The organism is Erythrobacter fulvus, assembly GCF_028595285.1.
In the GTDB taxonomy this organism is placed as follows: domain Bacteria; phylum Pseudomonadota; class Alphaproteobacteria; order Sphingomonadales; family Sphingomonadaceae; genus Erythrobacter; species Erythrobacter fulvus.
On the sequence record NZ_JAQQXQ010000019.1, the window covers coordinates 1 to 5736 of the forward strand.

The 5736-nt window shown below is 58.9% G+C and carries 6 protein-coding genes and 1 pseudogene; 4 read left to right on the top strand and 3 right to left on the bottom strand.

All coding sequences use genetic code 11. From position 1 onward, the window contains the following. The 3 genes and pseudogenes from OIK40_RS14980 to OIK40_RS14990 form a co-directional block, all read left to right on the top strand. Positions 1–109: pseudogene (locus OIK40_RS14980) on the top strand (IS5/IS1182 family transposase); the annotation flags it as partial. Positions 110–131: 22 nt separating this feature from the next. Next, positions 132–605 (top strand): hypothetical protein, encoded by a 474-nt coding sequence (locus OIK40_RS14985; RefSeq protein WP_273679169.1) that lies wholly within the window; start codon positions 132–134, stop codon positions 603–605. Between the two features lie 164 nt (positions 606–769). Then, entirely contained in the window at positions 770–1189 is a 420-nt protein-coding gene (locus tag OIK40_RS14990; protein WP_273679170.1) for a PilZ domain-containing protein, read from the top strand. A 190-nt stretch (positions 1190–1379) separates the two neighbouring features. On the opposite strand, the gene OIK40_RS14995 is transcribed toward OIK40_RS14990, so the two are convergent. Further along, a complete protein-coding gene (locus tag OIK40_RS14995; RefSeq protein WP_273679171.1) occupies positions 1380–2747 on the bottom strand; it encodes an amidohydrolase family protein in 1368 nt (455 codons plus the stop codon). A 232-nt stretch (positions 2748–2979) separates the two neighbouring features. Between OIK40_RS14995 and OIK40_RS15000 the strand changes: the two genes are divergently transcribed. Next, positions 2980–4380 carry a serine hydrolase domain-containing protein gene (locus OIK40_RS15000; protein ID WP_273679172.1) on the top strand — a complete coding sequence of 467 codons (1401 nt, stop codon included), beginning with the start codon at positions 2980–2982 and terminating at the stop codon, positions 4378–4380. Positions 4381–4939: 559 nt separating this feature from the next. Here the strand turns inward: OIK40_RS15000 and OIK40_RS15135 are convergent. Together OIK40_RS15135 and OIK40_RS15005 are read right to left on the bottom strand one after the other, a co-directional pair. Then, complete coding sequence (locus OIK40_RS15135) at positions 4940–5338, bottom strand: sunset domain-containing protein (RefSeq protein ID WP_445235107.1); 399 nt, start codon at positions 5336–5338, stop codon at positions 4940–4942. Between the two features lie 195 nt (positions 5339–5533). After that, the coding region (locus tag OIK40_RS15005; protein WP_273679173.1) for a hypothetical protein at positions 5534–5736 on the bottom strand (203 nt) is incomplete at its 5' end.

The window sequence follows — 5736 nt, forward strand, 5'->3', positions numbered from 1 at the left end:
CAAGCTCAAGGACTGGCGACGGATCCACACCCGTTATGACCGCTGCGCGCACACGTTCATGTCCGCCATCTGCATCGCCGCAACCGTCATCTTCTGGCTGCCGCAATGAGTCCTGAGCCTAACTTGTCGAAATGGGGAGACTGAAGAAGGTGCTCTGCATTTTCGGGCTTGCGCTCGGCGCAGCCGCTGGCTTGGCATTTGCTCGTTTCCCCGCCTCATCCGCCCCGCTGTCTATCCAGCACGCTGAAGTTAGTAGGATAGGCAAACTTCTAGCAGACGAGGTGACCAGAGAGGTTTCCGCCAGTCACTTATTGCGCGCAAGTGAAGACGCCGATGATGGATGGAAAATAATCCTTCTCACGTCAGACAAAGACGAATTTACCTTCTACTCTGCAATTTTGATTCGAAAACAATTTGATGACGTGTTCGATCAGTATGTTTTTGCTTTTCAAGGAACTTGTCGCGTAGATGCACTGAATTTTTGCGCACGAGATATTGTTGGAAAAGTCGAAGGCCCGATTATGCAATTCCAAAACGATTGGAAGGAGTTTTCGGAACTTGGCGCTAGAAAGGCTGATCGCGACGCGGCCGAAGCTGCCTACTGAAAGTGCACTCTATTGATTAGCGATCACTACACTGGGTCTTCTTACATTGTAGGTAAGCCGCCTGAACGCGCGATCCCCAGCCTAGTCTACCAAGAACCGTCTTACGAGATTACCTCGCCTTAACCGGGCTCGAGTCTTTACACGTGCGCGAAAGGAGCATGCTGGTGACACGTTTCGGTCGTAGAAAGTCTGCTATCTCACCACGCGAAAAGCGCAGGTCTGAGCGCTTGAAAGCCAATTCACCAGCTTTCGTCGAAACGCCCGCGTCACGTCAGACCGTAACGGTCATCGACTATTCGGCGACTGGGGTGAGGTTAATTAGTTCATCCCCTCCTCCTTCGCGCCGCGACGTATGCCTTAACGTCAATGGGTTAGCTATTTTCGGCACAATTGCTTGGCGCTGGGATAAAAGCTTCGGCATCAAATTCGAAGAAACGCTGAATGATTTTGATCCAGCTGAGTTACAGAAGGCTCTAGAAGAGGCTCAGATCTTTGGTCGTGAATTCGACAGGGAAGCCGTTTTGAGCGAACTTGCAAATATGGACGCAGATGAGGGTGATGTCGAAGAAGATCTAAATCGATGAGAACATTAAATTACCCCCCTTGCGAGGGCAGCTATGGGGTCGCTTCCGGAATGTCGGCTGCTGGCGACAAACCCTCTGAAGCTGCCCACCGGCTTTCGGCAACGCGCCTCGGCCTCGCTCATCACCAAAGCTGGGTGAAAATCTGGCGCAAGGCCACAACACGTGATGGCATCGGACGCATGTTTCGCGGTCACAGCCCAAGTGCGGTGGTATCGATGCCTTGTGCCTTGAGCGCTTCGACCAGATGGCGCTGCGTGCGGGCGACATCGTGATCCGCTGCCTGCGCGATTAACGCATGGAGCTGCCCACGGTCCAGGTAGCGACCACCGGCGATTACAGCGGAGACCGCTCTGAGCGCGGAAAGATCGGCAGCCGGATCGCGTTCCAGCAGCACCAGATCGGCGCGCTGACCCGGCGCGATACGGCCGAACACCGCTTCCTCGCCCAGTGCGCTCGCGGCATTGCGGGTCGCGGCCCGCAGCACGTCGGCTCGGCCTATTCCTGCCCTTTCCAGCAGTTCCAGCTCCTCGATCAGCGACACGCCCGGCACGTTGGTGAAGATGCCTGCATCGCTGCCCGCCACCAGCAGCACGCCTTCCTCGGCGAGCATCTTCGTCATGCGCTGGTAGAAGGCGAAAGCCTCGCGGTGGCGCGCCGGGTCCTCGGCCGTCCAGCGATCATATTCGGCCTGCGATTGCGCCACCAGCAATGGATTGATCCGCTCGGTGCCGGGCCGGTGGAGATAGGCTCCATCCGTCTCGGCTACCTGCAGCAGATTGTAGAAGGCTAGTAGCGTCGGATCGACGGGCACCCCGGCAGCCGCGATGCGCCGCGCCAGTTCCCGTCCGGCCTCTTCGTCATGCGCATCGCGCAGGCCGTGCCAGACGACGGATTCGGTGTGCTCGATCGTCACGAAGCCGTCGTCGAGCAGTTCCTCGAAGGCAATCGCGAAAGGCTTGTCGTAAGGCACTCCGGGCGCACGCACGCCTTCGGGGGTGTGGCCCATGATCGTCATGCCGAGCAGCTTCGCCTCGTCGCGGATCGCCTCGTAGGCCTCGCGGGTGAGGTTGGAATAGACCTTGAGCCGGCGATAACCGGCGGCATGGTGCTGCCGCACCGCGGCGCGCGCTTCGTCCGCCGTGGTGACGATGTGGTGGTTGATCTGCGCGTTGGCGCCGGGGCTGTTGAGGATCGGCCCGGTGGTGATCAGCCTCGGGCCCAGCGTCTCGCCGCGTTTGATCCGTTCGGCAAGGCGCAGGTGGAACGGCATGCCCGAGGCATTGCGGACGGTCGTCACCCCCGCGGCGAGATAAGCGCCGAGCGAGGCTTCGTCCCAGACATGCACATGCATATCGACCAAGCCCGGCATGGCGACGCGGCCAGCTCCGTCGATGATCGCCGCGCCTTCCTTGGAGCGCGTCTCGGCTGAGGGCATGACCGCGACGATAATTCCGTCCTCGATGAGGATCGCCATGTCCGAACGGACCACGGCATCATCCCCGTCAAGATCGAGAATCTGGACATTGTCCAGCAAGTAAGTGCCGGAAGTGTTCGCCACAACTACAGAAGACAAATGCGCCAGAAGGAGCGCCAATCCTGACGTAAACATTCTTAAAATGGACATTGTGTTTTGACCTCCAATGGCCTGTCTCAAATCATATCGAAAATCCAGGATGACCTCGATGGTAACAAATGAACTTCCGGCTTGCACCTTGTGATTGGTGCAGGCGGTCTGCACAAGGCACAGCATCTCGTCCGCGTTTTGCAGCCGGAGACATCAATTGCGCAGCATGCTTCTGGTAATTTTGGCTCTTCTGCCAATTAGCCTCAGCGCTTCAGTTCCCCTCAAAGCGGTGGAGGACTTCGTCACCGCCGCCTGGCCCGAATCCGGGGCGCCGGGGCTTGCCTATGCAGCCATCGACAATGGGAAGGTCGCCGCCGGTGCGCGAGGAACCACCCTGGCCGGCGCGGGAGAACCTGTCACACCCGATACCCCCTTCCTGATCGGGTCCGTGTCCAAAAGCTTCACGGCGCTGGCGGTGATGCGGCTGGTCGAGGCAGGGAAGCTCGATCTTGACGCGGGGATCGGCACCTATCTCGGTGCCTTTGCCGGGCGGCCGGGCGGCGCGATCACCCTGCGCCAGTTGCTGAGCCACACCAGTGGCTATTCGACCGTGCAGGGCAACGGTCCCCATGCGGAGACCCTCGCCGCCCATGCCGTGATGGTCGCGAGGTGGACCCCGGCCTACCCTCCGAGCGAACGCTGGGAGTATTCCAACACCAACTATCACCTGCTCGGTGCGGTGATCGAGGCGGTGACGGGAGAGGATTTCGCCGACCATATGGAACGCAGCATCCTCGCACCGGCCGGAATGACACACAGCTTCGTTGCCCTCGGTGAAGAGCCTGGCGGGGTGGCGCGCGGCCACCGCCCATGGTTCGGCGGCAAGCAGGCCTACACCGAGCGCGAGGGCGGGCAGGTCGCAGCCCCGGCAGGAGCCATCTTTGCCAGCGCCAATGATCTGGCGCGCTATGCCGCGATCATGCTCAATGGCCGCGACGACATCATCAGTGCTGCGGGTAAGGCGGAGATGCTCCGCCCCGCCGGCGCGCAATCGCCTTTCTACGGACTGGGCTGGTTTATCGACCGGCAAGCAGGAACCGCAGCCCATGGTGGACTCGTTCCCGGCAGCGAGGCGCTGCTGACGCTCGTGCCGGCCGAACGCAAGGCGGCGATCGTGCTGATCAACGCTAATGGCGGAATCGGCTTTGCCGACAATGGAGCCTTGCTCAACGGTATCACCGCGTTGGCATTGCGGCAGGAATATCGCGGCGAAGGTTCACGCGTCTGGCCTAAGGCGACCTATGTCATGATGGTGTTGTTGCCACTGCTGTTTCTCGCCAGCATGGGCTGGGCTTGGCATCGGCGCGAAAGGCTGCAGCGCAAGCGGGTGCAGGGGGCACCCGGGATATTCAGTCTATGGTTTCCGCTCGCCACAACGCTTGTGATGGCTGGCTTCCTGCTAGCCATCGCCCCCGGGTTCTTCGGCGGATCGCTCAACACGCTGCTCCTGTATCAGCCTGATTTTGCTACCTGCATGATCGCGGCAGCAATCACTGGGCCGCTTTGGGCAATGATGCGGCTGATGATCGCCTATAGGGGGCGATTCCTGAACGGCAGGTTTCGGTGAAATCCCGCCTTAGCAGCCCGGCCGTTTTCAAGGGCGCGGCTGATCGCGGCGAAAGACCGCAACTGCGTGGATTTGAGGCTGTCGGCTTTACAAGCGAGTTGGGCGTGAGGTCGAACGAAGTCATGCGCATAACTGACGCTGGAATCCTGTCTCGCAACTAAGCAGGCCCACCACTGCGTCAGCACTCCGACGAGTGATATGGTGTTGCACGTATAAAGAATGTCGCTCGAAACTCGTCTTAACGCTCATGGATTGGGCAACGTTCGTCACTCTGGTGAGGCTTAAGCACGCCCTTGAACTCCGTCAGGAATGGGTCGCAGTTGGGCATGTTTCCTATCTTCTTGATATGAATGAGCCTGGCGAGCTGACTGATTGGCAAACCCAGTGCACGCTAACAAGTTTTTCAATTCATTGAGTTGTAGGCCGGGCAGGCAACAGCCTGATTGAGTTCGGCTTCAAGCCTCATGCGGGCGTCGCTTGCGGCTCGTTAAGGCTCCGCGTTCGCTCCGGGCCGTCTTGAGAATGACAGGTTACCGATCGATCAGGACCAGGGCTATCCTTAGCCTTCCGCTCGGTATCCTGCGGCTTCTGCATCGGCCTGGGTGCAGAACATTTTTTCTGCTGTCACCTGACCATATGCAGGGCTGGCAAGCGTGCGGTAGACCAAGTTGCCTCGTGTATCCCTCGCGCCCTTAATGCTGCACTGAGGCTCGCAGCCAATGAGAGCGCAACGGGTTTTCGAAATTCGAGGAATGCCGCGAGCTTGTCCTGACCTTCCAGAGCGCACTGTCTCTGCGCTTTCTACTCTCTTATCGGCGGTGGGGACTTCGCCTTGAGACTCCGAAGCCCCAGCCGGCCGGCTAATTAATTCCGGTGCGGCATACGCAGGACTTTCATGCGTAACAGCCGATGGAACAATAGCCACCGCGAGAAAGGCAAGGAGTCTGAATCCTCTCATCCTCTAAGGTAGAGCACAGATCCATGAAAACACCCTGCATATGCAAGGTAAACACAAGCAGAATACGTTTCTGGCGTCAGCCCCTATGCCAGGGATAAGACCTGAGAGTTTGCCTTCGACATCCGATCAGATCAGCGGCGCTTTCAAGAGTTAGGCTACGTTTATCGGCCAAGCCTTACCACTGGTAGGTTGAGATCAGCCATTCGTCGAAGGACCGTCGTGTCTCATCGCCAACAGCTTATCGCGCGCCGACGAAAGATCGATCGCCACGAACGTGAAGCCCGAAAGGTCACTCAGCTCGAGTGCCTTTTCCACCAAGTCCAGAATGCGCGGAGCGGGCTCAGAACTGTCGCAAGCCCCGGGTGGAGTTGCCCCCTTGTCGGTCATGATGATCCTCT